This is a genomic window from Kribbella sp. NBC_00662 (assembly GCF_041430295.1).
In the GTDB taxonomy this organism is placed as follows: domain Bacteria; phylum Actinomycetota; class Actinomycetes; order Propionibacteriales; family Kribbellaceae; genus Kribbella.
Genome location: NZ_CP109029.1, coordinates 8168692 through 8194909, shown reverse-complemented (window position 1 = coordinate 8194909; position 26218 = coordinate 8168692). Strand labels below are relative to the sequence as shown.

At 68.4% G+C, this 26218-nt stretch carries 26 protein-coding genes; 14 read left to right on the top strand and 12 right to left on the bottom strand.

The genetic code is table 11. The features are described 5' to 3' along the window. Positions 1-16: 16 nt before the first annotated feature. From OHA10_RS40235 to OHA10_RS40215, 5 genes are all read right to left on the bottom strand, one after another. Positions 17-1405 carry a CHASE3 domain-containing protein gene (locus OHA10_RS40235; RefSeq protein WP_371404035.1) on the bottom strand — a complete coding sequence of 463 codons (1389 nt, stop codon included), beginning with the start codon at positions 1403-1405 and terminating at the stop codon, positions 17-19. Between the two features lie 29 nt (positions 1406-1434). Continuing rightward, positions 1435-2103: a response regulator transcription factor gene (locus tag OHA10_RS40230; protein ID WP_371404034.1), complete on the bottom strand. Its 669-nt coding sequence runs from the start codon at positions 2101-2103 to the stop codon at positions 1435-1437. A gap of 64 nt (positions 2104-2167) precedes the next feature. Further along, positions 2168-3082, bottom strand: a complete 915-nt coding sequence (locus OHA10_RS40225; protein ID WP_371404033.1) for a hypothetical protein — start codon at positions 3080-3082, stop codon at positions 2168-2170. A 5-nt stretch (positions 3083-3087) separates the two neighbouring features. Continuing rightward, entirely contained in the window at positions 3088-4014 is a 927-nt protein-coding gene (locus OHA10_RS40220) for a hypothetical protein (protein ID WP_371404032.1), read from the bottom strand. A 51-nt stretch (positions 4015-4065) separates the two neighbouring features. After that, entirely contained in the window at positions 4066-4989 is a 924-nt protein-coding gene (locus OHA10_RS40215) for a hypothetical protein (RefSeq protein ID WP_371404031.1), read from the bottom strand. Positions 4990-5131: 142 nt separating this feature from the next. On the opposite strand from OHA10_RS40215, the gene pafA reads away from it, so the two are divergent. From pafA to OHA10_RS40200, 3 genes are all read left to right on the top strand, one after another. Then, positions 5132-6493, top strand: a complete 1362-nt coding sequence (gene pafA / locus OHA10_RS40210; protein WP_130439232.1) for a Pup--protein ligase — start codon at positions 5132-5134, stop codon at positions 6491-6493. 120 nt (positions 6494-6613) lie between these two features. Beyond that, entirely contained in the window at positions 6614-7900 is a 1287-nt protein-coding gene (locus tag OHA10_RS40205) for a GNAT family N-acetyltransferase (protein ID WP_371404029.1), read from the top strand. Positions 7901-8040: 140 nt separating this feature from the next. Continuing rightward, positions 8041-9012: an FKBP-type peptidyl-prolyl cis-trans isomerase gene (locus OHA10_RS40200; protein WP_371404028.1), complete on the top strand. Its 972-nt coding sequence runs from the start codon at positions 8041-8043 to the stop codon at positions 9010-9012. Between the two features lie 30 nt (positions 9013-9042). Here OHA10_RS40200 and OHA10_RS40195 read toward each other — a convergent pair whose 3' ends face one another. After that, on the bottom strand, positions 9043-9507 hold the full coding sequence (locus tag OHA10_RS40195) for a hypothetical protein (RefSeq protein ID WP_371404027.1): 465 nt from the start codon (positions 9505-9507) through the stop codon (positions 9043-9045). A gap of 31 nt (positions 9508-9538) precedes the next feature. Continuing rightward, a complete protein-coding gene (locus OHA10_RS40190; protein ID WP_371404026.1) occupies positions 9539-10639 on the bottom strand; it encodes a DUF3866 family protein in 1101 nt (366 codons plus the stop codon). Between the two features lie 98 nt (positions 10640-10737). Between OHA10_RS40190 and OHA10_RS40185 the strand changes: the two genes are divergently transcribed. Next, entirely contained in the window at positions 10738-11694 is a 957-nt protein-coding gene (locus OHA10_RS40185; RefSeq protein ID WP_371404025.1) for a helix-turn-helix transcriptional regulator, read from the top strand. Beyond that, a complete protein-coding gene (locus tag OHA10_RS40180; RefSeq protein WP_371404024.1) occupies positions 11691-12662 on the top strand; it encodes a helix-turn-helix transcriptional regulator in 972 nt (323 codons plus the stop codon). The genes OHA10_RS40185 and OHA10_RS40180 overlap by 4 nt, the downstream gene beginning before the upstream one ends. Here OHA10_RS40180 and OHA10_RS40175 read toward each other — a convergent pair. Together OHA10_RS40175 and OHA10_RS40170 are read right to left on the bottom strand one after the other, a co-directional pair. Further along, entirely contained in the window at positions 12659-13657 is a 999-nt protein-coding gene (locus tag OHA10_RS40175) for an IS481 family transposase (RefSeq protein ID WP_371408045.1), read from the bottom strand. The two genes, OHA10_RS40180 and OHA10_RS40175, sit on opposite strands and share 4 nt — an antisense overlap. 116 nt (positions 13658-13773) lie before the next feature. Next, positions 13774-14964 carry a winged helix DNA-binding domain-containing protein gene (locus tag OHA10_RS40170; RefSeq protein ID WP_371404023.1) on the bottom strand — a complete coding sequence of 397 codons (1191 nt, stop codon included), beginning with the start codon at positions 14962-14964 and terminating at the stop codon, positions 13774-13776. A gap of 165 nt (positions 14965-15129) precedes the next feature. Between OHA10_RS40170 and OHA10_RS40165 the strand changes: the two genes are divergently transcribed. From OHA10_RS40165 to OHA10_RS40145, 5 genes are all read left to right on the top strand, one after another. Further along, the gene (locus OHA10_RS40165; protein ID WP_371404022.1) at positions 15130-15321 is read left to right on the top strand and encodes a hypothetical protein; all 192 of its coding nucleotides are present in this window, start codon (positions 15130-15132) and stop codon (positions 15319-15321) included. A gap of 57 nt (positions 15322-15378) precedes the next feature. Beyond that, complete coding sequence (locus OHA10_RS40160; protein ID WP_130439214.1) at positions 15379-15669, top strand: twin-arginine translocase TatA/TatE family subunit; 291 nt, start codon at positions 15379-15381, stop codon at positions 15667-15669. Between the two features lie 22 nt (positions 15670-15691). Next, a complete protein-coding gene (gene tatC, locus OHA10_RS40155; RefSeq protein WP_371404021.1) occupies positions 15692-16510 on the top strand; it encodes a twin-arginine translocase subunit TatC in 819 nt (272 codons plus the stop codon). Beyond that, entirely contained in the window at positions 16511-17383 is an 873-nt protein-coding gene (locus tag OHA10_RS40150) for a diacylglycerol kinase family protein (protein ID WP_371404020.1), read from the top strand. A 93-nt stretch (positions 17384-17476) separates the two neighbouring features. Beyond that, positions 17477-18301 (top strand): chitosanase, encoded by an 825-nt coding sequence (locus OHA10_RS40145; RefSeq protein WP_371404019.1) that lies wholly within the window; start codon positions 17477-17479, stop codon positions 18299-18301. Between the two features lie 60 nt (positions 18302-18361). On the opposite strand, the gene OHA10_RS40140 is transcribed toward OHA10_RS40145, so the two are convergent. After that, the gene (locus OHA10_RS40140) at positions 18362-18826 is read right to left on the bottom strand and encodes a MarR family winged helix-turn-helix transcriptional regulator (RefSeq protein WP_371404018.1); all 465 of its coding nucleotides are present in this window, start codon (positions 18824-18826) and stop codon (positions 18362-18364) included. Between the two features lie 71 nt (positions 18827-18897). Here OHA10_RS40140 and OHA10_RS40135 point away from each other — a divergent pair, with 71 nt between their 5' ends. From OHA10_RS40135 to OHA10_RS40125, 3 genes are all read left to right on the top strand, one after another. Next, positions 18898-19779: an alpha/beta hydrolase gene (locus tag OHA10_RS40135; protein WP_371404017.1), complete on the top strand. Its 882-nt coding sequence runs from the start codon at positions 18898-18900 to the stop codon at positions 19777-19779. Positions 19780-19839: 60 nt separating this feature from the next. Then, on the top strand, positions 19840-22656 hold the full coding sequence (locus tag OHA10_RS40130; protein ID WP_371404016.1) for a DEAD/DEAH box helicase: 2817 nt from the start codon (positions 19840-19842) through the stop codon (positions 22654-22656). A 105-nt stretch (positions 22657-22761) separates the two neighbouring features. Further along, the gene (locus OHA10_RS40125) at positions 22762-24030 is read left to right on the top strand and encodes a serine hydrolase (protein ID WP_371404015.1); all 1269 of its coding nucleotides are present in this window, start codon (positions 22762-22764) and stop codon (positions 24028-24030) included. Here OHA10_RS40125 and OHA10_RS40120 read toward each other — a convergent pair. Further along, positions 24027-24491, bottom strand: coding sequence for a MarR family winged helix-turn-helix transcriptional regulator (locus OHA10_RS40120; RefSeq protein ID WP_371404014.1), 465 nt, complete (start codon positions 24489-24491; stop codon positions 24027-24029). The two genes, OHA10_RS40125 and OHA10_RS40120, sit on opposite strands and share 4 nt — an antisense overlap. Positions 24492-24553: 62 nt before the next feature. Between OHA10_RS40120 and OHA10_RS40115 the strand changes: the two genes are divergently transcribed. Further along, positions 24554-24919, top strand: coding sequence for a cupin domain-containing protein (locus OHA10_RS40115; protein WP_371404013.1), 366 nt, complete (start codon positions 24554-24556; stop codon positions 24917-24919). 4 nt (positions 24920-24923) lie between these two features. Here OHA10_RS40115 and OHA10_RS40110 read toward each other — a convergent pair whose 3' ends face one another. Continuing rightward, a complete protein-coding gene (locus tag OHA10_RS40110; protein WP_371404012.1) occupies positions 24924-26204 on the bottom strand; it encodes a glycoside hydrolase domain-containing protein in 1281 nt (426 codons plus the stop codon). Positions 26205-26218: the final 14 nt, after the last annotated feature.

Below are 26218 nucleotides of genomic sequence, written 5' to 3'. Positions count from 1 at the left end.
ATTCCTGCTGCCTGTACTACGAGGTGATGGGCAGCGCAACCGAGAGCGTAGTACCTGCTCCTGTTGGGCTGTCGACCACCAGCGTGCCGCCCAGAGCCTGCACCCGGTCGTCGAGTCCGATCAGACCGGAGCCTGCGGTCGGGTCTGCGCCACCACGTCCGTCATCGTGCACCGAGAGCTTCAGCCAGCCGTTGGCGATGTCGGCATCGATCAGTACGACGGACGCGTCGGCATGCTTGGCCGCATTGGTGATTGCTTCGGACACGACGTAGTAGGTCGCGGCCTCGATCGGCGCCGGGAGCCGGGTCGTGAAGCCGACCGTGACTTCCGCCGGGATCTTCGACCGGCGCGCGAGCATCCGAAGGGCCGGGCCGATACCGCCCTCCGACAGGATCGCGGGATGGATGCCGCGGGCAATCTCTCGGAGTTCGTCCAGCGTCGAGGCCAGCCCGTCGGCGACCTTGTCCAGCTCCGCGACCGGGGTGTCCGCCTGGATCGCGCGGACATCGAGCGCCAACGAGACGAGCCGTTGCTGGATCCCGTCGTGGAGGTCTCGCTCGATCCGGCGCCGGGTCTCGTCCGCCGACCGCACGATGCGCGCCCGCGACGCGGCGACGTCGGCACTGGCCGCGCCGAGCGAGGTCGCCATCGTGTTGAACGTACGCTCCAGCGTGCGGATCTCGCCGACGCCCGTTTCCGGCACGCGTACGGCGAGATCGCCCGCGGCCAGCTGGTTCGCCATCTCCGCGGTGACCCGCACCGGCCGGACGATCGCGCGCGTCAGGTAGATCGTGAAGCCCAGGATCAGTACGACGGAACCGGCCAACCCGATGACCGCGGCAACGACTGCCTGATTGGCGACCGAGTCCGAGTGCCGCTGCTCGGTCACCGACAGCTGCTGCTCGGAGCCGATCAGCTGGTCGAGCACCGAGCGGATCTGGGCCACCCGCTGCGCGCCTTCCGTGGTTGCAGCCTCGGTCCGGGCAGCGTCCGGGTCGAGACGCGCGGCCTCGATCTCCGGCATCGAGTAGTCCCGCAGGTACGACGTGACGCTCTGGCTGACCTGCTGCGCCCGAGCGAACTGATCGGGGCTCCCGGCAACCAGCTGCTCCAGCGAGGCGGTCTGCGCCGGCAGCTGGGCCTGAGCCGCCTGCCACGGCTGCAGGAACTTCTCCTGACCGGTGATGACGAAGTCGCGCTGACCGGTGGCCAGATCACTGACCAGCCGCTCCACCTGGTGTGCGCTGGTGAGCACGGCCTCGGTGTGCCGGGCCTGGTGTTCCGACGCCCGCAGACCTTGCACCGAGATCAGCAGCACCACGAACCCGGAGCCGACGAGCACCATCAGCAGCCCGCTCGCGACCAGCACCCGCCGGGCGACTCCGCCCAGCAGTGTCGCCCTCATGTCGCCCTCATGTCGCCCTCATGTCGCCCTCATGTCGCCGGGCGGTGCACACCGTCCAGGTACGTCAGGACGGCGAGCACCCGGCGATGGTCGTCGTCGGTCTCGGGCAGGTCGAGCTTGGTCAGAATGCTGCGGACGTGCTTCTCGACGGTGCCCTCGGCAACCCACAGCCGCCGCGCGACACCGGCGTTCGAGCGGCCCTCGGCGACCAGCGACAGGACCTCCCGCTCCCGCTCGCTGAGGGCGGCCAGCGGGTCGTGCCGGCGCCGGGCGTCGACCAGCTCCCGGACCAGGGCCGGATCGACCACCGACCCGCCGCGCGCGACCCGGCGCAGACTCTCGAGGAACTCGTCGACGTCGGTCACGCGGCTCTTGAGCAGGTAGCCGACCCCCTGCCCGGCAGCCATCAACTGGAGCGCGTGCTCGACCTCCACATGGGCCGACAACAGCAGTACGGCGGTCTCCGGGTGCTCCCGGCGGATGACGTCGGCCGCGTCCAGCCCCTCCGTCGACAGCCCGGGTGGCATCCGGATGTCGATGATGACGAGCTCGGGCCTGTCCAGGCGTACCAGGTCGAGCAGGTCCTCGGCGTTGCCCGCAGTGCCGAGCACGTCGAAGCCGGACCGGTCGAGCAGGCTGGCCAGACCTTCGCGCAGCAGGACGTCATCGTCCGCGATGGCCACTCGGGTCCGGCTCACGTTCTACCTCTCGATCGCCTGGTGAGTTCCAGTGTGGCACCGGAAACTCACCAGACAATCGGACTCACTCGCCGGACAGCCGGTCGTAATCCTGGGTGTCGTCGTAGTACCGCGAGTACGCGACCTCACCGAACGTGCGCGGCACCTTGCCGAGAGCCTTGATCACGGTCGCGGTCCCGTTGGCGTGCCCGATCGTGTAGAGGTACGGCGTCCCGGTCTCCTTGTCGACGCCGAGCACCATGGTGCCGGTGCCGCACTTGGAGGCGACCAGCGCCTCGAACCCCTGCCAGGTGGTCCGCCGGACGACCTTGACCACCGGCTTGCCCGACACCGGGATCCGGATCGTGTAGAGCGCCCCGGCGCGGGTGTTGGCGAGGAACGTGTCGTACGTGGCGGTCTGGCTGATCAGCGTCATCGTCTTGACCGCGCTGAATCCGGCGTACGTCGCCTTGCCGGTGAAGGACGTGCCGTTGACGGTCCAGCGCAGGATGTTGTCTCCGATGACGGCGTACGCGCTGTTCCGGACCAGCTTGCTGCCGACGATGTACCGGGAGTTCTCGATGTACCGCGCGTCGCCCCAGCCGCCGCCGACCGGGGTCCGCTTCACCGATGCCGGATCGACCTCGCCGCCGAAGCCCTTCACGTCGTACGTGAGCAGGTTGAGCGTGGAGCCCAGTACGACGTACTGACGCCGGCTGACCCCGGTCTGGTCGGCGTTGACCTGCAGACCGAGCGCGCCGGCCACCTTGATCTCGTTGTCCGGCATCAGGTCCTTGCCGCCCCAGGTGCTCGGGCTGGCGCCTGGCGGGACTGTCCCGTAGAGCCCTCGAAGGATGAGGTCGCCACCGGACGTGGTCGACCCCAGGGCGAGCTGGCAGAACGGCGGCGGCGCCGTCGTACCGGCGCTCGCCGGCGCGGCCTGGACCAGCGCCCCGGCAGCCATCACTACCCCCAGCAGCCCAGCTGCACGTTTCTTCATCCTGCTCACTCCCCGTAGAGAAGGTTGTCCGCCTCAGAGCTGCCGGCGAAGTATCGGAAGTACGTCTTGTCCTCGGGCGCGACCAGCTGGTTGCCCACCCGGCCCAGGCCCTTGATGACCGTGGCCACTCCGTTGGCGTGGCTTACGGCGTACAGGTAGCCGGTGCGCGTGTCCTTGTCGATGCCCAGCAGCAGAGTGCTCTGCTTGCCGCACCTCTCGGCGATGAGCGTGTCGAAGGTCTGCCAGGTCGACGTACGCACCTTCTTGACCACCGGAGCGCCGGTCACCGGGATCCGGATCGTGTAGAGCGCCCCGCCTCGCGTGTTGGCCAGGAACGAGTCGTACGTGGCGGTCTGGCTGATCAGCGTCATCGTCTTCACCGCCGAGAACCCGCTGTACGTCGCCTTGTTGCGCCAGGCCGATCCCTCCACGGTCCAGCGCGTCACGACGTCGCCCTGCAGGGCATAGCTGTTGGTGCGGGTCCCGGTGGGTGTGAAGAACGTGGACTGGTCCAGGTACGTCTGGTGGATCCACCCGCCACCCACCTTCGACTTCTGGTACGACGTCGGGTCGAGCTCACCGGTGCTGGTGTCGATGGCGTAGCTGAACCGGTAGAGGTCGGTCCCGATCGTCACGTAGCCGCGGCTGAGCATGGCCGACGGCGGATCGGGCTCCCAGCCGAGCGACGTCGCCAGCCGCACCTGGTCGACCGGGAACAGCCCTTTCGGGCGGACGACAGGTGTGCCGGCTGTCACCGGTGAGGTCGCTGTGATCGTCTGGAACTTGTGATCGCCCTGCACCGTCACGGTGCCCAGGGTGAGGCTGCAGGCGGCAGTTGCCTGCGCTGTCCCGGCCTGGGCCGGTCCGGACACCATCACAGCCGCCACCATCGTCGCGGAGAGCATCCCCGCCGCGACCCGAAGTCTCGTCATGCCCGCAAGGCTAGGGCTCGCCGGACGAGCTGGTAGACCAGTTTGCACTCGTCAGGCGCCGGTCAGATTGACGCCGGCGGTGTAGTAGCGGAAGTACGAGTCGGTCGCCGGGAAGGTGGTGGGGACCTTGCCGAGGCCCTTGATCACGGTCGCGGCGCCGTTGGCGTGGCCGACGGCGTACAGGTAACCCGAGCCGGTGTCCTTGTCGATACCGAGCAGCAGGGTGCCGTAGTTGCCGCATTTCTCGGCGATCAGTGTCTCGAAGCCCTGCCAGGTCGACGTGCGTACCTTCGTCACCACCGGCTTGCCGGAGCCGACCGGCACCTTGACGGTGTAGAGCGCGCCGCCGTTCGTGGTGGCCAGGAACGTGTCGTACGTGCTGCCCTGGCCGATCAGCGTCATCGTCTTGACCGCCTTGAAGCCACCGAACGTCGTGTAGTACTTCCAGCCGCTCGAGGTCACCGTCCACCGGGCGATGAGGCCGTCGGTGAACTGGTTGATCAACGAGTAGGCATTGGACCGGACAATTCCCCCGGTCGAGGACCGGCTGAGCTCGACGTACTTGTGCAGGTCGTCCCAGCCGCCACCGATCAGCGTCTGGTTCAGAGTCCCCGGGACGATCGCCGTACCGGTGCCGTCGGTCATGTAGCTGGTGCCGTACAGCTGCACGCCGACGACGGCCAGACCGGTGCGCTCCTCGCCGGCCGGTACGACGAGCTCGGTGCGGACCGCGGTCGGCAGATGGGCCTTGCCGTCCGGATACAGGTCTTTCGGGCCGACCTGGCGGGCGCCGGCCGACGGGGTCGCGGTGATGGTCTGCTGGGTGTGGTCGCCACTCGGGGTGATCGAGCCCAGTCGCATCGAGCAGACTGCGGATTGGCCCGTCGTACTCGCTGTGGCCGGTGTGGATACCAGGGTGCCGGCGGCCAGCACCCCGGTGGCGAGAGCGCCGAGCGCTCGCCTGTTCTTGGTCATGTAGTGGTCCTTCCTCGCAACAACTCGATGCGGGCGGACAACTGATTGTTGCGTCGCGAAGGTGCATCAAAGGGGTAACGCCGGAAGACGGCGCGCCTGAGATCTGGCCCGCTTGTCGGAACCGCGCCGTAGTGTGGGTGATGTGAACCGGCGAATCTTCGGTCTGGAGAACGAGTACGGCGTGACCTGTACGTTCCGCGGGCAGCGGCGACTGACCCCGGACGAGGTGGCGCGGTACCTGTTTCGGCGGGTCGTGTCCTGGGGGCGGAGCAGCAACGTCTTCCTCCGCAACGGGGCCCGGCTCTACCTCGACGTGGGTTCCCACCCGGAGTACGCAACCGGTGAGTGCGATTCGGTCACCGACCTGATCGCGCACGACAAGGCCGGTGAGCGGATCCTGGAGGGACTGCTGGTCGACGCGCAGAAGCGGCTGCACGACGAAGGCATCTTCGGCGACGTCTACCTGTTCAAGAACAACACCGACTCGGCCGGCAACAGCTACGGCTGCCACGAGAACTACCTGGTCTCCCGGCACGGCGACTTCGCCAAGCTGGCCGACGTGCTGATCCCGTTCCTGGTCACCCGGCAGCTGATCTGCGGCGCCGGCAAGGTGCTGCAGACTCCGCGCGGCGCGGTGTACTCCGTGTCCCAGCGGGCCGAGCACATCTGGGAAGGGGTCTCCAGCGCGACCACCCGGTCCCGGCCGATCATCAACACCCGGGACGAGCCGCACGCGGACGCCGAGCGGTTCCGCCGGCTGCACGTGATCGTCGGCGACTCGAACATGTCCGAGACCACGATGCTGCTCAAGGTGGCCAGCACCGACCTGGTACTGCGGATGATCGAGGCCGGCATAGTGATGCGCGACCTGACCCTGGACAACCCGATCCGGGCGATCCGCGAGATCAGCCACGACATGACCGGCCGCCGCGAGGTCCGGCTGGCGAACGGTCGAGAAGCCTCGGCCCTGGACATCCAGACGGAGTACCTGACCAAGGCGCGCGACTTCGTCGACCGCCGCGAGCTCGGGACGCCGGCCGTCGAGCGGGCGCTGTCGCTGTGGGAGCGGACGCTGAAGGCGATCGAGTCCGGCGACATGTCCGGCATCGAGCGCGAGATCGACTGGGTGATCAAGTACCGGCTGATCGAGCGGTACCGCGCGCAGAACAACCTCGGTCTGGCCAGCCCGCGGGTGGCACAGCTCGACCTGGCGTACCACGACATCCACCGGCCGCGCGGGCTGTACTACCTGCTCGAGCGCAAGGGCGCCGTCACCCGGGTCGTCGACGACCTGCGGGTGTTCGAGGCCAAGTCGGTGCCGCCGCAGACCACGCGGGCCCGGCTGCGCGGTGAGTTCATCAAGCGGGCCCAGGAGCGCCGCCGCGACTTCACCGTCGACTGGGTGCACCTGAAGCTGAACGACCAGGCCCAGCGGACTGTGCTGTGCAAGGACCCCTTCAAGTCCCACGACGAGCGCGTGGAGAAGCTGATCGCCAGCATGTAAGGAAAAGAAAAGAAGAGGCTGGGTGGGGTGCACGACGAGCGCGTGGAGAAGCTGATCGCCAGCATGTAGGTGATTGCTAAATAGAGTGCTCGGTCGCCATGCGCTGCTTAGAAAGGGCGCATGGCGATTGATATCCGGCCGATCATCGCGGCCGAGTCTTTGGAGTACCTGCGCGTCCTGCCGTACGTGAACGGCTTCCCGCAGGAGGAGCCCGAGCCGTCGGCCTGGTACGCCGGAACGGCCGCCTGGCCACCGCAGGTCCCGCGGTCCGCAGCCGACCTCGGGCGGTACGCCGAGGAGCTCCAGGCGGACTGGTTCCGCCCACAGGCGGCCTTCGTCGACGGCAAGATCGCAGGTGGGTCGGCGATCGTGTCGGTACAGGTCACTGTCCCGGGCGGCCGGCAGCTGGCGCTCGGCGGCGTGACAGCCACTGCGGTGTTGCCGACGTACCGCAGACGTGGGCTGCTGCGGAAGATCATGTCGGCGATGCTGATCGACTGCCGTGATCGCGGTGAGTTCATGGCTGGGCTCAGTGCGAGCGAGGGGACGATCTACGGGCGGTACGGGTTCTCACCTGCGACATTCCAGCACCGGTGGGAGGTACGGCGTACCGACGTCGCCTTCCGGTCCGAGTTCACCGACTCGGGTGCTCTCGAGTTGGTGGACGGTGTGGTGGCGGGCGAGGTGTGGCCTGTGCTGCATGAGCAGGTGCGGGCTCAGCGCGTGGGGGAGATCAGTCCACTACCTGGCAAGTGGGACGGGCTGCCGTCGGGTGCGTTGCCGGCGGATGGGTCGGGGCCGGCTCATCACCTGGTGCATCGCGACGCTGCGGGGGCAGTGGACGGTGCTGCGATCTTCCGGTTGCCGTGGTCGCCGGATCCGGCACAGGCCGGCGTACTGCAGGTGGAAGCGTTCGAGGCGCTGACATCTGATGCGTACCGCGCGCTCTGGGGGTTGCTGCTCGACTTCGACCTCACCAAGCGAGTGGTTGCTGCACGCCGGCCGGTCGACGAGCCGCTGCGGTGGATGCTGACCAATCCGCGAGCGTTGAAGCTCACCCGGACGCGGGACAACCTGTGGCTGCGGATCCTCGACGTACAAGGAGCTCTGGAGGCGCGGACGTACGCTGCGACCGACTCGCTCGTGCTGGATGTGTCGGACGACCTGTTCGGCTCTGGGCGCTGGCGCCTGGACGCCGCACCGGAAGGCGCGACTTGCTCAGCTACTGACCAGACTGCAGACCTGTCGCTCGGCGTTGCCGAGCTGGGATCGCTGTACCTCGGCGGCGTCCGCGCAAGTGAGTTGTCACACGCCGGCCGCATCGACGAACACACACCAGGTGCGGTGTCCCGCCTGGACGCAGTACTGCGAGCTGAGCGCGCCCCGCACAACGCAGTCGGTTTCTGAGCGCCGTGACTGTACGTGGTGTGACTCAACGGTGACGCAGCCAGCCGCCCACCCGGTTGAAGCCGCAGGCTAGGGTGGGCGGCGTTGTTGACCGGAGGCTAGCGGCGCGATGCGCCGGGATGGTTCGAGGTGCTGGTTTCGTGCGCAAATTGTTGAGTCTGGTCGTGGTTGCGGCGCTGGGGTCGTCCCTGGTGGCGTGCGGATCGGACAAGAAGGACGAGTTCGGGGCCGCCGGGGTCAAGGTGACCTCCGACTTCGGGCAGAAGCCGACCATCACCCACCGCGACGGTGAGCCGGACAAGAACCTGGTGACCGAGGTCCTCAAGGAGGGCGACGGTCCCGAGGTGAAGAAGGGCGAGCTGCTCACCGCGAACTACCTCGGCCAGATCTGGCGTGACGGCAAGGTCTTCGACAACTCCTACGACCGCGGCGCGCCGTCGTCGTTCCCGATCGGGGTCGGCGGCGTCATCGCCGGCTGGGACGAGGGTCTGGTCGGCAAGAAGATCGGCAGCCGCGTGCTGCTGTCGATCCCGTCCGACAAGGGTTACAAGTCGACCGGCAACGAGCAGGCCGGCATCAAGGGCGACGACACGCTGATCTTCGTCGTCGACCTGGTCGGCGAGGCCGCCAACGACACCCCGCTGGACGCGAGCCCGGTCACCCCGTCGACGCCGACCAAGATCTCGGTCAGCGGCCCGCTGAACGCCGAGCCGAAGGTGACGGTCGCGGCCGGCACCAAGCCTCCGGCGAAGCCGGGCAAGCCGGTCGTGTTCGCGCTCGGCAAGGGCAAGCCGATCGAGAAGGCCAGCCAGCTCATCGGCCGCTACGTCGTCTACGACTACACCGGCAAGAAGCAGGCCAGCACCTGGGACGGCCAGCCCGCCACCGCGCAGAGCCCCGCCCAGCCGGGCGCCCCGACCGACCAGCTCCAGGTCGGCCCGAGCCCGACCGGCCAGACCGGCGCCCTCGACGGCCTCGCCGGCATCCCGGTCGGCAGCCGCGTTCTGGTCGAGCTTCCGGCCTCGAAGGACCAGGCCGGCAAGACGGTCAACGCCTTCGCGGTCATCGACATCCTGAACGCGTTCCCGGCCCCGAAGCAGACGGGCCAGTAGTCACAGCTGTTCACCGAAGGCCGGTCTCCCTCACCTGGGAGACCGGCCTTCGGTGTTGAACCAGCGGGCGGTGTCGCGGTGGAAGGTGAAGAACAGTGCGCTGATCACCGCAGTGAGGTGCACGACGCGGAGCGCGGCGATCGTGACGAAGCTGACCGACCAGTCGATCGTGCTGAAGTCGCCGTTGTCGATCAACCAGCCGATCGGCTCGGTGACCAGTGAGACCACGCCGACCGTCCCGAGGACGCCGGCCAGCAGGTACCGCGACCAGCGCACGCCGCGCCGGAAGTACCGGTCGATGATCACGAACAACGCCCCGTAGATGACGGCGCGGACCGCGATCTGCCCGACGATCGCGGACGTCGAGACGTCGTCGGCCAGCGCGAGCCCTACCTGGACCACGGTCTCCACGACCCCGGCGCCGACCGCCAGCAACCACAACATCGTCGCCGACCGGGCGGTCAGCGGCGCTTCAACCCGACTAATCGTTCTCATGCTCCCAGCGTGGTCGCGAAGACCCGCAGGATCAGGAGTACTGCGTCCCCACTCCGGGTGGTGGTACATCCACCAGACCCGCCGCATGCCGCCCCGCCGCCGCGGCAGCCTCGAAGTACGCGCGGTCCTCGTCGAGGCCGCGGCCCATCGTGGACAGCTTGACCGGCGCCGCCTGCATCGCCTCGTACAACCCGTCCACGCCGACCCGGACCACCCGGTGCCGCGCCTTCAGCGGCTCAGCCGCATCCCGTACGGCGTCCCCGAAGTCACCGGACAGATCCGGTACGACGACATCCGCCGGCTGGAGCGCCACCCGGCCGTACGCGGTGAGACTGTGGTGTGAGATACCGCGGTGACGCGGACGCGGATCCGCTTCGGAGATCCGGAGCGATGCGACGGCCCGACCGCCCAGCGTGCCGACCGCGTTGACCGCCTCACCAGACTGCACACCAGAGAAGCCCCAGCGCGTGCCCGTGCCCAGATTGCCCGGTCCTTGCGTGATGACGACCACCTCTGCGGCCAGAACCTGCACAGCCGTCAGCAGTCCGGTGTGAACGGTCACGGCCTCCCGGTCCCCGCCGTACGCCTGGCCGACGGTCACCGTCCCGCTGAGCCAGCCAGCGTCCCGCAGGGTCGCCACGCTCCGCGAGAACGCCAGCGGGAGCGCTCCGCCATCCGTCATGACGTACACGACCCGAGTGGTCGGGCGAGCCTCGTAGATGCCCGCCAGCACCGCAGGCAGGGCGGAGTGCAGGTCCGCGACGACGACCGGCGTACCGAAGAGGTCGTCCGCATCCCGCAGTACGTCGTGGTCGGGGGAGTCTTGCTCGTCCGCGCCCAGCACCATCGCCTGCATCGGCGTGTAGCGGGCCTTCACCAGGTGACCGCGCTCCGGCGGGTCCTCCGGCAGCCGGTCCGGTACGGCGACGACCAGCGCGTAGCCGCCTGTGCCCAGGCCGCGGTCCAGTGCGCTCACGTTGAGCAGCACGCGGTCGCCCACGACCGGCGTACCGACCAGGTCCGGGTAGGCCAGGGCGCGCACGGTCTGCGCACCGACCGTCACAGTCAGCTCAACTGCACCGGCCCAGCTCCGGCCGATCTGCGCCACCACACCGTCCCGCCAGCGAATCACGCAGCGACCATAGCGTGTCTTCAGCGCGTCGAAGGTGTGTTCGAAGTTTCGGTGCGGAAAGGCGGGTTTTGGACGCCCGGAGGCCGTAAGGTGGTCGGGTGTCGGCGCGGAAGAGTGAGCGACTGCTCAATGTGGTCATCTGCCTCCTGGTCGCGCGCACCTACGTGACGAAGGAACGCATCCGCGAGGTCGTCGAGGGGTACGCCGGCCAGACCGACGACGCCTTCGAGAAGATGTTCGAGCGGGACAAGGACGAGCTGCGCGACCTCGGCATCCCGATCGAGATGGGCACGATCGACAAGTTCTTCTCCGACGAGGTCGGCTACCGGATCCGGCGCGACGTCTTCGAGCTCCCCGAAGTCCATCTGGAGCCGGACGAGGCGGCCGTGCTCGGCGTGGCCGCGCGGGTCTGGCAGCACGCCGGCCTGTCCGAGGCCACCACGTCGGCGGTGCTGAAGCTGAAGGCGGCCGGGATCCAGACCGACCAGTCGGCGCTGAGCGCGATCGAGCCGCACGTCGGTGCGTCGGAGCCGGCGTTCGACCCACTCTGGTCCGCTGTCGTGGCCCGGCAGGTGGTCCGGTTCCAGCACGTGCGGAGTGGTGCGTCCGAGTCGACCACCCGGACGCTGGAGCCCTGGGGCATCGTGTCCTGGCACGGCCGCTGGTACGTCGTCGGCCGCGACCGTGACCGTGAGGCCACCCGCATGTTCCGGCTGTCGCGGATCGGCGGCAACGTGAAGACGGTGGGGGAGCCGGGTGCGTTCACGGTGCCCGAGGGGACGGACCTGCGCTCGCTGGTTACCGAGCTGGCCCCGCCGCGTCCGACGTCCGAGGCGAAGGTGCGGGCGCGGACCGGCTCCTGTGTGAGCCTGCGTCGCCGCGCGAACGCGATCGAGGAGTACGAAGAGGGCTGGGACCTGCTGCACGTCCCGTACGCCGACTCGTCCGTCCTGGCCGAGGAGATCGCGTCGTACGGACCTGATGCGGTCGTAGAAGGTCCCGGGGACGTACTGGACGGCGTGCTGTGGCGGCTGCGGACGGTGGCCGGGGCATGAGCAATGCGCGTGACCAGGTGCAGCGGCTGTTGGCATTGGTGCCGTACCTGCGGGAGAACGACGGTGCGCGCGTCGACGACGTCGCCAAGGAGTTCGGCGTCCGGCCGAAGCAGATCATCGCGGACCTGAAGGTGCTCTGGTTCTGCGGGCTGCCCGGTGCGCAGATGGGCGATCTGATCGAGATCGACATCGAGGCGGCCGAGGGCGACGGCGTCATCCACATCAACAACGCGGACTACCTGGCGCGGCCGTTGCGGCTGGCCGCGGCCGAGGCGCTGGCGCTGCTGACCGCGCTGCGGACGCTGCGCGAGGTAACAGCCGGCGCGGACCGGGACGCGGTCGACCGGGCGATCGCCAAGCTGGAGCGGGCCGCAGGCGAGGCCGCCGCGGCGAACGAAGGCGCGGCAGCACACGTCCACGTCGAGCCGGCCGCGCCGGAGATCGCCGAGACCGTCAACCGCGGGCTGGCCGGCAAGCGGCGGCTCCACCTGACGTACGACGTACCGTCGCGCGACGAGACGACCGAGCGCGATGTGGACCCGATGCGGCTGGTCGTGTCCGAGGGCCGCACGTACCTCGAGGCCTGGTGCCGCCTGGCCGAGGACGTCCGCCTGTTCCGCCTGGACCGGATCGCGGCCGTGAAGCTTCTGGATCTGCCGAGCGAGCCGCCACCCGAGGCCACGCCGCGTGACCTCTCGAACGGCATGTTCCAGCCGTCCGAACAAGACCTCTTGGCCACCGTGAAGCTGAGGCCACCGGCCCGCTGGGTAGCGGAGTACTACCCCAACGAGTCCGTCGAAGAAGGCCCCGACGACTCCCTGATCGTCAAACTCCGCGTCGCGGACATCGCCTGGCTCCAACGCCTCGTCCTCCGCCTCGGCGGTGCCGCCACGGTCCTCGACCCACCCGACCTCACGAGCCAGATCGCCGCCACCGCCCGCGACGCGCTGTCGGCGTACGACGACTAACTGTGATGTCCAGGGACGTTGGTTAGTCGGGTGATGGGTGGTTGGCCGCCGATTGCGCTGTGGGGTCGGTGGTGATTGTAGAAGTGGAGCCAGCCGGGTAGGGCTGCTCGGCGTTGGTTTTCTGAGGTGTAGAAGCGGGCGTAGGCCCAGCCGTCGGCCAGGGTTCGGTGGAAGCGTTCGATTTTGCCGTTGGTTTGTGGGCGGTAGGGCCTGGTCTTCTTGGGTTTGATGCCGAGCTCCTGGCAGGCGGCTAGCCAGGCGCGGGAGCGGTAGGCCGCGCCGTTGTCGGACAGAACACGTTCGACGGTGACGCCGCGGTCGGCGTACCAGGTGATCGCCCGGTGTAGGACGCCGATCGCGGTGGCGGCTTTCTCGTCGGTGTGGATCTCGATGTAGGCGACGCGGGAGTGGTCGTCGATGGCGGTGTGCAGGTAGGCGGTGCCGATGTTGGCGTGGTACTTGTCGGTGTAGCCGGTGCGGGTCCTGGCGGTGTGCTGGGCGTTGCGTTTGCCCTGGTGGCGGCCGAGGTAGCGCCAGCCGCCGCCGTCGGGGATGTTGGCGAACTTGGTCACGTCGACGTGGATGAGTGAGCCGGGGTGGTGGTGCTCGTAGCGGCGTAGCGGTTCGGCGGTGACCCGGTCGATGCGCGCCAGCCGGTTGATCCGGCAGCGCACCAGTACGGCGTGCACGGTCGAGGCCGGCATGCCGACACGGCCGGCGATCTGGACCGGGCCGAGCCGCAGCCGCCACCGCAAACCCACGATTCGACGCACAGTCTGCGGTGGTGTCTTGGCTGGGCTGTGGTGCGGTCTCGAGCTGCGATCGGCCATCCCGGCCGGCCCCTCGCACCGGTACCGCTCGGCCCACTTGCCAGCCGTCCGGGCAGAAACCATGAACATCTTCGCCGCAGCCGCGCACGTCCAGCCCTGCTCGACCACCAGACGCGCCAGTCTCAGCCGCGTGCGTGGGGTCAGGGTCGCGTTAACGTGGGACACGAAGGCCTCCTGGTTGGTGAAGTGGTTCCTAGACAGCTCCACTTCACAACCGGAGGCCTTCACCTGTCAGACCGACTCACCGCCCACCCGATGAACAACCTCCCTGGACATCACAACTAACCCTGGCTGAGCTGCTTCTCCAAGGGGGACCGGAAGCGGGGAGTGACGCGGACGCCGGCCAGCCATGTGGTCCAACGGGCTGCTTCGGCTTCGACCAGGGCGGTAGTGTCGCGGCCGACGTCCTCGAGGAGCTCGTAGCGGACCTCGCCGGACTCCGGCTGGCCCCAGCCGCCGATGATGCGGCCGTCGGCCCAGATCGTCGGCCCGATGTTGCCGGTGTTGTCGAAGAGCTTGGACTTGTGCGGGCCGAGGAACCAGTCGCGCTCCTTCCAGCCCATCGGCGTCGGGTCCAGACCGGGGAGGAACGCGACCCACGGCTCGACCGGTACTTCGGGCGCCTCGTCGCCGGGCAGCACGTAGCCGACCTGGCCGTCCAGGTCCACGGCGACCGCCTCGACCGCCGCCAGGGCCTTCTTCGTCTGCCCGCCGGTCCATCCTGCCCACCACTGCAGGTCAGCCGCCGTACCGGGGCCGAACGACGACAGCCAGGCCCGCGCGAGCATGACCCGCGCCTCCTCCGCCACCGGCCTGTCACCGAGTCCACCGGGCAGCCAGTCGGCCGAGGGCGACCACTGGTGCTGTCCGCTCAGCCACGTCCCCAGCGGCCGTCCACGCACGATCCGCCCCTCGGCGGACAGCTGGAACAACACGCGGCTCGTCACGTACGGCTGAGCGGCGTACGTCTTGCCGGCTGCCATGCTCAGCCTGGTCCGCAGCCGGGGCTCGTCGGCGGACAGCTCCTGCGCCGTCGCCGACCCGCGCAAGGCCAGCGCGGTCGCGGTCGCCTCCTCGACGGCCGCAAGCCAGCGCCCACACGCCTCGGCGTCCTCCGCGACGCCCGCCTCGTTGAGGTGCTTGACCAGCAGCTTCCGCTGTTTGACCGCGATGTCGTCCGTGCACGCAGCCTGCACGACCGGCGCGAAGGGCGTCGGCACGACGAACACCGTACGGCGCATGCCGAGCATCCGGATCAGCGAGCGATCGTCGTACAGCGCACGCTCCGTGCCCGCGACATCACTCCCTGGCACCCGCGCGGCGACGCTCAGGTGCACCGTGGCCGGATCGGTGGCGTGCAGCGCGACCATCGACGTGGCTGCCTCGACCGGGTCGGCCGCCTGGCATCCCACCCCGAGCCGATGCCTGCGCCCGAGCCGTGCCCGCCGCTCCTCGACGCCGATCCGCGCCATTCCCGCTCCCTCACCCGGCCGATCCTCAGGCCGTTGTCGTACCAGCTGTCCCGCGCTGTCACACCGCCGGGACACTCGGTTTTACCATCACGTTCCGACACCGTTGTCCGCCGAGACGCCCCGGCGGACGTGGGCGACGGCCGGGGACCGGCTAGGCTCCTGTGTATGTTCTGGTTCCTGCTCTTCCTCGCGGTGGTGGCGGTGTGGCTGCTCGTCCTCGCCCTGCTCGCGAAGAAGCTGTGGGGCCAGGCCAAGGCACTGACGCGTGAGTTGGTCGCCGCCCAGTCCAAGCTGGACGCCGCGCAGTCCACGACCGGGTCTGGACAGACCCGCGAGGAAGCGCACGCTCCGGCGTAGTATTCGGCCACGAACTCAGGCTCGAGCTTCGAGTTGATGTTGGAAAGGGAGATCGACATGGCACCGCTCCTCGGTATGCCCCAAGGCGCAGAGTGGCTCGTCATCCTCGCGATCGTCGTGCTGCTGTTCGGATCGGCGAAGCTGCCGGCACTCGTGAAGCAGCTCGGCAAGTCGAAGAAGATCTGGGAGGAGGAGGTCGGCCCCAAGAAGAAGGACGGGGAACTGACCCAGGAGGCGTCGCAGCCTCCGGCGCAGCAGCCGGCCCCGCAGGCCCAGGCTGCTCAGCCGAACCAGGTGAACGGCCAGGCGCCGGGCGACGGTCTGCCGCCGACCCACACCGCCAACTGAGCCGAACGCCGCACCAGTGTCGATGGTGAAGTTCGGGCGGCGGAAGGACAAGCAGGACCGCCACCCGAAGGACCCAGAGGGTCGGATGACCCTGCGCGAGCACATTGTCGAGCTGCGTAACCGGTTGCTCATCAGTGTGCTCGCGATCGTGGTGTGCACGATCGCGGCCTGGTTCATCTACTACCAGGCGCTGGAGATCCTCAAGCACCCGTTCGAGACGGCCGTCAAGCCGTTCGCGGAGAACCGGGGCCTGAAGCCGCAGCTGACCTTCCAGGGCGTCGGCGACCCGCTGACCTTCCGGATCAAGGTGTCGGCGCTGCTCGGACTGATCGTCGCCGGGCCGATCTGGCTGTTCCAGCTGTGGGCGTTCATCGCGCCGGGTCTGCACCGCAACGAGAAGAAGTGGGCGTACCTGTTCGCCGCGATCGCGGCGCCGCTGTTCGCCACCGGTATCGCGCTCGGCTACTGGACCCTGCCGAAGGGCATCCAGATCCTGCTCGGCTTCACCCCCGACCAGGTCCAGAACCTGATCGAGCTCGGCAAGTACCTGGACTTCGTGATCCGGACGCTGCTGGTGTTCGGCATCGCGTTCCTGATACCCCTGGTCGTCGTCCTGCTGAACATGGTCGGGGTGCTGCCCGCCAGCGCGCTGTCCAAGTTCCGGCCGTACATCATCCTGGTGATCTTCGTGTTCGCCGCGGTGGCGACGCCGTCCGGTGACCCGTTCACGATGTGCCTGCTGGCGTTCCCGATGTGCGTGCTGTTCTTCGCCTCCGAAGTGATCGCGCGGATCAACGACAAGCGCCGCAAGACCCGCGCCGACGAGCTGCTGGCGGACTGAGTGACCCGACGGATCGCGCTGGTGGTCAACCCCACCAGCGGTCGCGGCCTGGGTGCCCGGATCGCCCCCGTGGTTCGGGATCGGTTGGCTGCGGCCGGGCTCACGGTCGACGTTCACGCGACGACCTGTGCCGAGGACGTCGGCCGGATCGCCGCAGAGGTGGTCGCGTCCGGGGCGGACGCGGTCACGTTGATCGGTGGCGACGGCACGATCCACCTCGGCGCCCAGGTTCTGGCCAATTCCGGGATGCCGTTCGGCGTGATCCCGGCCGGCACCGGCAACGACTTCGCCCGCGGCATCGGCGTACCGCTCAAGGATCCGCTCGCGGCGGCTGATCTGGTGGTGGCCGGCAAGACCCGGACGATCGACCTCGCCACCGCGAAGGACGTCTTCATCACCACGGTCGTCGCCGGCGGTTTCGACTCGCTGGTGAACAAGCGGGCCAACGCGATGTCCTGGCCCAAGGGCAGCTCCCGCTACACGGTCGCGACCCTGGCCGAGCTGCGCACGTTCACCCCGCTCGAGTACGTCGTGACTGTCGACGGCGACCCGATCGAGACGAGGGCGATGCTCGTCGCGGTCGGCACGGGCCCGACGTACGGCGGGGGACTGCAGATCTGCGCCGGCGCCACGATCGACGACGGGCTGCTGGACGTCACGATCATCCAGCCGGTGTCCCGGCTGACGCTGCTGCAGCTGTTCCCGAAGCTGTCCAAGGGCACCCACGTCGGCCATCCGGCGGTGCGCACGCTCCAGGGCCGCTCGGTCCGGATCGAGTCGCCCGGCATCACGGCGTACGCCGACGGTGAGCCGCTGGGTCAGCTGCCGGTCGACATCGGCATCGCGCCGGGCGCGCTGACCGTCTTCGCCTGAAAACCTTAACGTTCGAGCTATTCTCATTTCTGCCTTCGGTCTGATAGGAAAGCTTCCTAACAGTTGCTGCCTCGGACGCCCCTCGGAGGAGTCATGGAGAACCGCCCCACCCGCAGGAACGCACTGCTGCTCGGACTGTCGCTCGCGGCAGTCCCCGCAGGCCTGGCCGTTTCCCGCTACGCGCCGCATGCCGACGCCGCGGTGCAGGCCACCGGCCTCGACGACCCCGCGAAGAAGGAGATCGCGATGGAGATCGTCTGCAGCGCGGAGAACTCGTCGCTGGACTGGAAGGCGCAGTACAAGTACATCGAGGACATCGACGACGGCCGCGGCTACACGGCCGGCATCATCGGGTTCTGCTCCGGCACCGGTGACATGCTCGAGCTGGTCGAGCTGTACGCCGACCGGAAGCCGAACAACGTCCTGCAGAAGTACCTGCCGGCGCTGCGCAAGGTCAACGGCAGCGACTCGCACCAGGGCCTCGACCCGAACTACACCAAGGACTGGAAGACCGCAGCCAAGGACACCGTCTTCCAGGGCTGCCAGAACGACGAGCGCGACCGGGTGTACTTCAACCCGGCGGTGGCACAGGGCAAGTCCGACGGGGTTCGCACCCTGGGCCAGTTCTGCTACTACGACGCGATCGTCATGCACGGTCCCGGCAACGACTCGACCAGCTTCGGCGGCATCCGCAAGCGCGCGCTGGGCAAGGCGAAGCCGCCGTCGCAGGGCGGCAACGAGACCACCTGGCTGAACGCCTTCCTGGACGCGCGGGTGTGGGCGATGAAGCAGGAGGAGGCCCACAGCGACACCAGCCGGGTCGACACCGCCCAGCGGGTGTTCCTGCGCAACGGCAACTTCAACCTGGACACCCCGCTCGACTGGAAGGTGTACGGCGACCCGTACCACATCAGCTAGTCATCCCCAGGCGCGCAGCCGGGCTCCCATCGGACCACCAGGGAAGGGAGCCCGGCTGCGTCATGTCTTGAACACCTCGCGGCGGTCCGTGCGGGGATCCGCTTCCGCGCGCTGCCTGAGCATCGACAGGCTGGTCGCGAGCTGTTCGAGCACGTCGGCCGGTAGGACCGAGCCGACCCAGGTGTTGAGCTCGGACTCGACCGTGGGTGCCGCCGCGGCCAGCGCGTGTTCGCCCGCCGGGGTCAGTTCGACCAGGGAGGAACGCCGGTCGTGGGGGTTCGCCGTACGGCGGACGCGGCCGGCGGACTCGAGGCGGTCGACGGCCTTGCTGGTGGCGCCGACGGTGATGGCCATCGCGCGGGCCAGATCGAAGACCCGGGTCGTCCCGTGGGCGGAGATGAAGCGGAGGAACTCGAACTGGCCGAGCGGAAGATCGTGCTCCGACTTCAGCCGGGTGTCGAGGACGTTGTAGAGGCGCGTTTCCAACCGGACCAGGTCCGTGAACAATGCTGTGAGATCAGTCACGGAATTAGATTCCTCGGAATGTAGTTGGAGTGAACTATATTCCTCGGAATCTATCACCAGGAGACGGACAGATGAGCGCTGAAGAACGAGAAGCAGCACGCAGCATGATGCAGAAGGCGGAGCTCGGGCAGACGCCGCAGGAGCAACGGGCCGGTTTCGACGAGTTGTTCGCGAGCCGCCCACTCGGGGACGACGTCAAGCTGGTCGAGCGGACGCTCGGCGGAGTGCCGGCGCTGGAGGTGCACGTCGACGGCGCCGACGCGGACGGCGTCATCCTCTACCTGCACGGCGGTTCGTACGTCGTCGGGTCCGCGCGGACCGGCGCCAACCTGGCGGCGCCGTTGTCCCGCCGCAGTGGTGTTCCGGCGGTCTCGCTGGACTATCGGCTCGCCCCCGAGCACCGCTTCCCGGCCGGGATCCACGACGCGCTGGCGGCGTACCGGGAGCTGGTCGAGAGCGGTCAGAACGTCGTCATCGTCGGCGACTCGGCCGGTGGTGGGCTCGGGCTGGCGACGATGATCGCGGCGCGGGCCGAGGGGCTCCCGCAGCCGGCCGGCGCGGTCCTGTTGTCGCCCTGGACCGATGTCTCGCTGAAGAGCCCGAGCATGGACAGCCGGGGCGACGACGACCCGCTGTTCAGTCGCGCCAACATGGCCGAGTCGGCCCAGTTCTACCTCGGCGGCACGGACCCGTCGAACGAGCTGGCCAGCCCGGTCTTCGCCGACCTGAAGGGCCTGCCGCCGCTGCTCGTCCAGGTCGGTACGGCGGAGATCCTGCTCGACGACTCGCTCCGACTGGTCGCCCGCGCCGCCGAACAGGACGTGGACGTCAGCCTCGACGTGATCGCCGGCGCCCCGCACGTGTTCCAGTATTTCGCCGGCGTCATGACCGAGGCCGACGAAGCACTCGACCACGCCGCAACCTTCATCAAGAACCGGCTGGACCTGCGGTAACCCTCCGCCGAGCGATGGTCGGGGCGGGTTTTGTGGGTGCTGTCGCATAGATTGGGTTCCATGAGCACCCCGTCCGAGAAATACGCCTCGTTTCGCTCGGACCAGGAGCATCCGGCCGTGAAGGAGTTCCGGGGGCTCTACGACTTCGAGCTGGACGAGTTCCAGTTGCGCGCCTGCGCCGCCCTCGAGGACGGTCACCAGGTGCTGGTCGCGGCGCCCACCGGCTCCGGGAAGACGCTGGTCGGCGAGTTCGCCGTCCACCTCGCCCTGGAGCGGGGCCAGAAGTGCTTCTACACGACCCCGATCAAGGCGCTGAGCAACCAGAAGTACGGCGACCTGGTCAGCCGGTACGGCGCGGACAAGGTCGGCCTGCTCACCGGCGACAACTCGGTCAACTCCGAGGCCCCGATCGTCGTGATGACCACCGAGGTCCTCCGCAACATGCTGTACGCCGGATCGCAGACCCTGCTCGGTCTTTCGTACGTCGTGATGGACGAGGTGCACTACCTGGCCGACCGGTCCCGTGGTGCGGTCTGGGAAGAGGTGCTGATCCACCTGGCGGACTCGGTCTCGGTGGTCTCGCTGTCGGCGACGGTGAGCAACGCCGAGGAGTTCGGCGACTGGCTGGAGACGGTCCGCGGCAACACCGTCGTCGTCCTGGAGGAGAAACGGCCGGTGCCGCTGTTCCAGCACGTGATGGTGGGCAAGCGGCTGCACGACCTGTTCGCCGGCGAGGCGCCGACTGCGCGGGTCGGTGCGCCGAGCAAATCTGGTAACCCCGCCAAGGCGAATGCGCCGGTCAAGGCCGACGTGAAGGACCTGGTCAACCCGCAGCTGGTCCGGATCGCCCGCGACGACAACCGGATCTTCCGCGACGATTCGCGCAAGCCCCGGCGGCGCCGGGATCTGCCCAAGAGCAGGCCGTCCCGGTCGCATTTCACGCCGTACCGCTCGGATGTGGTCGAGGAGCTGGATGCCGGCGCGTTGCTGCCGGCGATCTACTTCATCTTCTCCCGCAAGGGATGTGAGGACGCGGTCGTGCAGTGCCTGCGGTCCGGTCTGCGGCTGACCAAGCCGTCGGAGCGCGACGAGATCAAGCGGGTGGTGGCCGAGCGGACGGCGGATCTGCCGGACGAGGACCTCGGCGTGCTCGGGTACCACGACTTCGCCGAGGCGCTGAGTCGCGGCATCGCGGCGCACCACGCGGGCATGCTGGCAGCGTTCAAGGAGGTCGTCGAGGAGCTGTTCGCGCGCGGCCTGATCAAGGTCGTGTTCGCCACCGAGACGCTTGCCCTGGGCATCAACATGCCGGCGCGCACCGTCGTGCTCGAGAAGTTGTCGAAGTGGAACGGCGAGGCGCACGTCGACATCACGCCGGGGGAGTACACGCAGCTGACCGGGCGGGCCGGGCGTCGCGGGATCGACGTCGAGGGGCACGCGGTCGTGCTCTGGCAGCCCGGGTTCGATCCGCGCGAGGTCGCGGGTCTCGCCTCGACCCGTACGTATCCGCTGCGGTCGTCGTTCTCGCCGTCGTACAACATGGCCGTCAACCTGGTCCGCCAGGTCGGGCGGACGCGGGCGCGGGACATGCTCGAGTTGTCGTTCGCGCAGTTCCAGTCCGACCAGGCCGTGGTCGGGCTGGCGCGGCAGGTGCAGCGGAACACCGAGGCGCTGGAGGGGTACAAGGAGTCGATCGAGTGCCACCTCGGCGACTTCCTCGAGTACGCCGCGCTGCGCCGGCGGATCGGTGATCGCGAGGCGTCCGGGTCGAAGCGCCGCAAGCTCGACCGGCGGGTCGAGGCACAGGAGTCGATCGAGAAGCTGAAGACGGGTGACATCATCCGGATCCCGGCCGGCCGCAGCGCGGGCTGGGCGCTGGTGCTCGACCCGGGGATGCGGTCGGAGCGCGAAGGGCCGCGGCCGACCGTGCTGACGCTGGACCGGCAGGTGCGGAAGCTGTCGATGGTCGACTTCCCGACCCCGGTCGAGGCGATCGGCGTACTGCGGATCCCGCGCAAGTTCAACCCGCGCAACCCGCAGCAGCGTCGCGAGCTGGCGCAGGTACTGCGGACGCGGACCGACCTGCTCGGCGAGGACGGACCGCCGTCGCGCACCCGTGGTCGTGACGCCGTTGCACACGCGGATGATCCCGAGTTGCAGGAGATGCGGGCGCAGCTGCGTGCGCATCCGTGCCATGGGTGCTCGGATCGCGAGGACCACGCGCGGTGGGCGGAGCGGTACTTCCGGCTCGACCGGGAGAACCGTGAGGTGCAGCGCAAGATCGAGCAGCGGACGAACACGATCGCCCGGCAGTTCGACCGGGTCTGCCAGGTGCTGGACGCGCTGCACTACCTCGACGGCGACAAGACGACCGAGGCCGGTGATCGGCTGGCGCGGATCTACACCGAGCTCGACCTGGTCGCGGCTGAGTGCCTGCGGCAAGGAGTTTTCGACGACCTCACGGTGCCTGAGCTGGCAGCGTGCCTGGCCGCATTGGTCTACGAGTCGCGGTCGAAGGACGAGCCGACGTCACCGCGGTTGCCGCGTGGCGACGTACGGGAAGCGCTCGAGCGGATGGGGTCGATCTGGCGCGACCTGTCCGCGCTGGAGCGGGACATGCGGGTCGACTTCCTGCGGTCGATGGACCTGAACTTCTGCTGGCCCGCGTTCCGTTGGGCGTCGGGTGCTTCGCTGGCCGAGGTGCTGTACGAGTCGGACCTCGCCGCGGGTGACTTCGTCCGCTGGGTCAAACAACTCATCGACCTCACCGAGCAGATCGCCGACGCCGCCGGCGACACCCCGCTCCGTAAAACGGCCCGCACAGTCGTCGACCAGATCCGCCGCGGCGTGATCTCCTACGCCTCGATGGTCGAGTAGAGGTTGGCGAGGTGTGCACCTCGCGGGGGGAGTAGACCCCTTGGGTGAAAGACTTCCTGCTGAGCTGCAAGAAGTCGTAAACCCCTGCCTTGAAGGAGAACGTTCGTGGAGCTGTCGCGCCGGAATTTCGGCAAGCTCGCCATTGCCACCGGAGCGGTTGCCGCCGTCGGGACCGGGGCCGGTTCGGTTCTCAGCCGGTCTGCGGACGCCGCGGCGACCTGGAAGACCACCGGGACGGCGGTCTCGGCGCTGGCCGGGTTCGACAACCAGATGAAGACCTTCATGCAGGCCCGCGGTGTCACCGCCGGTCAGCTCGCCGTCACCTACAAGGGCCGTCTGGTGCTCGCCCGGGGCTACAGCACGTCCAGCGCGCTGACCGTGCAGCCGACGTCGCTGTTCCGGGTCGCGAGCTTGTCGAAGTCGATCACGGCGGCGGCGATCGTGAAGCTCGTGCAGGACGGCAAGCTGAGTCTGTCGACGCCGGTCGGCAACATCATCCCGATCACCCCGCCGACCGGGCAGACCCGGGACGCCCGCTGGTCCGCAGTCACGATCAAGCGGCTGCTGCAGCACCTCGGCGGCTGGGATCGCGACATCTCGGGCGACCCGGAGTGGGAGGACGCCGTGATCTCCAAGGCTCTGGGCGTCCCGATGGAGCTGCACCCCGCGGACGTGATCAAGTACCAGGCCGGCCGGAAGCTCGACTTCAACCCCGGCACCAAGTACGCGTACTCCAACTTCGGGTACACCCTCGCCGGCCGGGTGATCGAGAAGGTCAGCGGCCTGAGCTACCCCACCTACGTGCAGCAGAAGCTGCTGACCCCGCTGGGGATCACGCGGATGGCGCAGGGTTACTCGATCGCGAAGCACGCCGGCGAGGTGCCGTACGACTCGCAGTACTCCGGTCCCACCGTGCTGGACATGTCCGGCACCAAGGTGCCCGCGCCGTACGGGACCTTCAGCATGCGGATCCAGGACGCCAACGGCGGCTGGATCGCCAGCGCGCCTGACATCGTCCGATGGGCACGGATGTTCGACAAGTCGTCCAGCGTGCTGAACACCGCGTCCCTGAACAGCATCTGGGCGAAGCCGGAGATCGGCGTCAACTCCGACGGCTGGTACTACGGTCTCGGCTGGCAGGTCCGCCCGGTGACGACCGGCGGCACCGGCCGCAACACGTGGCACACCGGCAGCATGCCCGGCACGTTCACGATCGTCGTCCGCACCTACAACGGGATGAGCTGGGCCGCCCTGTTCAACCGCCGCGACGACGCCAGCGGCAAGTCGTACGGCGACATCGACGCCGCCCTGTGGACCGCCGCCAACGGCGTCAAGACCTGGCCGACCAACGACCTGTTCCCGAAGTACTTCTAGAACATCAACGCCCTGAAGTGCGGCGTGCTGATCTGGGCCTCGCCGGCCATCTCGGTCAGTACGTCGCGCAGGGTGTCGATCGCCTCGTCGCCGAAGCGTTTGCGCAGGCGGCGTTCGTAGGCCTGATGGAATTTCCGCGCCGTCGACAGCGCGGCCTCACCGCGTTCGGTCAGGTGGAGCAGCTTCGCGCGCGCGTCCGACGGGTCCGGGCGGCGTTCGACGTACCCGCGGCGCTCCATGTCGTCGACGATCTGGCCCGCGCCCTGCTTGCTGATCTCCAGCCGCTCGGCCAGCCCGCTGATCGTCCGCGGCCCGGCACCGAGGGTCCGCAGGACGAAGCCGTCCGACCGGCCCTGGTCCTCGTACCCCAGCGCCGCCGTGTGCGCCCGCAGTTCGCGGACGAACTCCTGGTCCGCCAGCAGCAACAAGATCCCGATATCCGGCTTGCCCGATCGCGTCATACCGGCCATGATAGACAAGCTGGCTTGGTCAAGTCAGCTTGTCTAAATGGTTGGGGGACGAGATGCACGTCATTCGCGCGGCCGAGGCGGAGCGGTTCCAGCTGCCGGGGGTCGAGTTCACCGGGCTGGCCGCACCCAGCCGCGGTTCGGCCGGGTTGTGCACGTGGAAGCTCACGGTCGAGGCCGGGCACGGCGGCGACGCGCCGCACACGCTCGACCGCGACGAGGTGTTCATGGTCATCAGCGGCACCGTGTCACTCGGCGCGGACAAGCTCGGCCCGGGCGACGCGGTCGTCGTACCGGCCGGTGAGCCGATCTCGCTGACCAACCTCGGCGAGGGTCCGGCGGAGCTGTACGTCGCCATCACCGCCGGCTTCACGGGCTACATGGCCGACGGCACGGCGGTCCAGCCGCCCTGGGCCCAATAAGCCTTCAGCAGCGACGGATCGGTGCCGTGTAAGTCGTGTTGCTCGCTGTCGCGACGTAGTAGTCGGTGACCCAGCTACCGTCACTCAGCCGATCCCAGACCGACGTGGTGCCGACTCTGGTCCCAGCTGCCTGACAGGTGATCCACGCCAGCGACCCGGCGGGCAGAGTGCTCGGGTACGCCGCGTACGCCGTACCCGGGCCGTGTCGTCTGCTCAGGCCGTTGATCGTTGTCTGGAAGGGGAAACTGCAGCCGGGGAGTGGTGCGCTGTAGCCGGGCTTGCTCGGGGTGCGCACGTAGTAGTCGGTGACGTAGGTGCCGTCGATGAGCTTGTCCCAGACCGAGCTGGTGCCGATCTTCGGTCCGAACGTCTGGCACACGACTCGCACGCCCGCGTTCGCTGCGATCGTCGAGCGGACCGGGTACGCCGTCGACGGACCGGAGTACGAGTGGATCGTCGTACGGACGGTGTAGTTGTAGGCGACGGACGCGACCGGTGCATCGAAGCGGTCGTTGTCGATGTTGAGCGTCACCCCGCCGTACGTCTCGGTGTGGTCGCCGACGTACTGCTTGCCACGCTGTCCGACCGCCCAGAACGTGTTGGGGATGCCGGCCCAGCCGGTGAGCAGGCTGCTGTTGTCCCAGCGGGCGATCCACAGTGCGTCCGGCCGGGCGTACGACGGGGAGTTGTACGCCGCAGCGAGGTCCGGCGCACCTGAGCCCAGGTTTGCGTACACACCGGAGAGGTAGCGCTGTAGGTGCAGCTCTTTCGTCCAGGCGGACAGGTAGTGCAGTACGGCGGTGCGGCAGACCGCATTGGTGTGGTCGTAGTTCTCCATGTCGTTGTAGAGCGCACTGCCCGGCAGGAGGCCCAGTGCTTTGGCCTTCGCGACCGCATCGTCCGCGTCCCGCACCGCCTCGCGGTTGGAGGCGGTCGTCGACATCTTGTACTTCCGGGTGCCGCACGGAGCTTGTAGCCCGAGATAGATCGGCACGAGCCGCCAGCCCATCGCAGTGACAGCTGTGACCCACGCTGGGGTCAGCTGTGGCTGCGCGCAGCTCCGGTTGACGCCACCGAAGTAGATGCCGATCGCCTTGTACGGCGAGGCCTTCCATGCGGTCATCTGCGCCAGAGTCGGCGCCGTACATGTGTCGAACGCCAGCCCGGTGAACCGCGTCGCCGTAGTACCCGCGTTGTAGGTGATCGGCGTCGTCGGCTCGGCGTACGCGGGCAGGACGGCGATCGAGAGCGCCATGGCGGCAAGCAGGACTTTGAGCTTCAACATGATGACCCCCTGGT